The sequence below is a fragment of the Kineococcus siccus genome (assembly GCF_009906795.1).
Taxonomy (GTDB): Bacteria; Actinomycetota; Actinomycetes; order Actinomycetales; family Kineococcaceae; genus Kineococcus; species Kineococcus siccus.
The window spans coordinates 1-1,755 of record NZ_JAAALN010000376.1; the positions used below are offsets into that span (position 1 = coordinate 1).

General features: G+C 82.2%; 1 protein-coding gene. It reads left to right on the forward strand.

What is annotated here, in order from left to right; translation table 11 throughout:
• On the forward strand, positions 1–1,645 hold a 1,645-nt coding region (gene cydC, locus GTR02_RS21555; protein ID WP_166609514.1), incomplete at its 5' end, for a thiol reductant ABC exporter subunit CydC.
• Between the last annotated feature and the right edge of the window lie 110 nt (positions 1,646–1,755).

Below are 1,755 nucleotides of genomic sequence, written 5' to 3' on the forward strand. Positions count from 1 at the left end.
CCTCACGGCGGCCGCGGCGTGGCTGCTCGTCACGGCCGCCGACCGCCCGCCCGTGCTGACGCTGTCGGTCGCGGCGGTCCTGGTGCGCGCCAGCGCGATCGCGCGGCCCCTGCTCGGCTACGCCGAGCGCCTGGTGAGCCACGACACCGCCCTGGCCGGGCTCGCGGGCTGGCGCAGCGCGGTGGTGGCGGCCCTCGTGCCGCGGCTGCCGGGACCGCTGTCCCGGCGGCGCACGAGCCGGCGCGGCGACCTCCTGGTGCGCCTGGTCGACGACGTCGACGCCCGCGTCGACGGGCTGCTGCGGTTCCGGCACCCGCTCACCGTGACCGTCGTCGCGCTGGCCCTCGCCCTCGCCGCGGCCGCGGTCGCCTCCCCCGTGATCGCCCTCGCCGCGGTGCCGGGGGTGGCGGTCGCGGCCCTGCTCGCGCCCGCGGCCGCCGCGCGCGCCGAGCACCGCGACGGCGCCGTGCGCGAGCAGGCCGCGGCGGTCGCGAGCGCGTCCGTCGAGGCGCTGGACGGCGTCGAGGACCTGCGCGGCCGCAACGCGGGCCCCGACCTCGCCGCGCTGGCCGCCGCGGGGCGGGCGCTCGCGGCGGCCGAGAACCGGCGCGCGCGGGCCGGCGCCGCGACCGCGGCGCTGAGCACCCTCGGCACGGGGGCCGCCGTCGTCGGCGCCGCCCTCGGCGCGCTCGCCGCGCCCACGGCGGTGGCCCCGGCCTGGGCGGCGGCCGCGGTGCTGGCCGCGGTCCCCGCGCTGGAGCTGGTGCGGGCCCTGCCGGACGTGGCGCGGGCGGGGGTCCGGGCCCGGGCGGCGCAGCGGCGCACGCGCGAGCTGCTGGCCGTGCCCGAGCCCGCGACGGAACCCGCCGTGCCGGCCCCCCTGCCGGCCTCCCTGCCCACCGCGGACGGGGGCCCCGCAGGCGGGTACGCGGGCCGCGGGCACGAGGTGCGCGTGGAGGGCCTCGTCGCGGGCTGGGACCCCGGCGACCCCGTCCTGCACGGGCTCGACCTCGTCCTGGCCCCGGGCACGGCGACGGCGCTGCGCGGCCCGTCGGGCAGCGGCAAGTCCACCCTCGCCGCCGTGCTGCTGCGCTTCCTCGACCCGGTCGCGGGCCGCGTGCTGCTGTCGGGCACCGACGTCCGCACCCTGGCGGGCGACGACGTGCGCTCGGTCGTCGGCCTCGTGGGCGACGACGAGCACGTCTTCGCGACCACGCTGCGGGAGAACCTGCTCCTCGCGGCCCCCGGGTCGGGCGACGACGAGCTCCGGGCCGCCCTGCGGGCGGTGCGCCTCGACGACTGGCTCGCCGCCCTGCCCGCCGGTCTGGACGCGCGGGTCGGCGACGGGGGCGCCCCGCTGTCCGGCGGCGAGCGCCGGCGGCTCGCGCTGGCGCGGGCCCTGCTCGCCGACGTAGCCGTCCTCGTGCTCGACGAGCCGACCGAGGGGCTCGACGAGGCGACCGCGCAGCACCTCACGCGGGACCTGCTGACCGCGGGCCGCCGTCGGCGCGACGGCTCGGCGCGGACGCTGCTGCTGCTCGCCCACCGCGGCGAGGGCCTCGACCTCGTCGACCGGGTCGTCGACCTGGGGGCGGAGGGCCGCACGACGGGCGCGCTCGTCCGCGCGGGAGGGGCCGGCCGCTGAGCCGTGGCGCTACCGTCGGGTGATGGGACGCCTGCGCTCCGTCGCCCTCGCGGCCGGCCTCGTCGCCGCGCTCACCGCCGCGGCCCCCACGGCCGCCCCGCGCCCGCCCG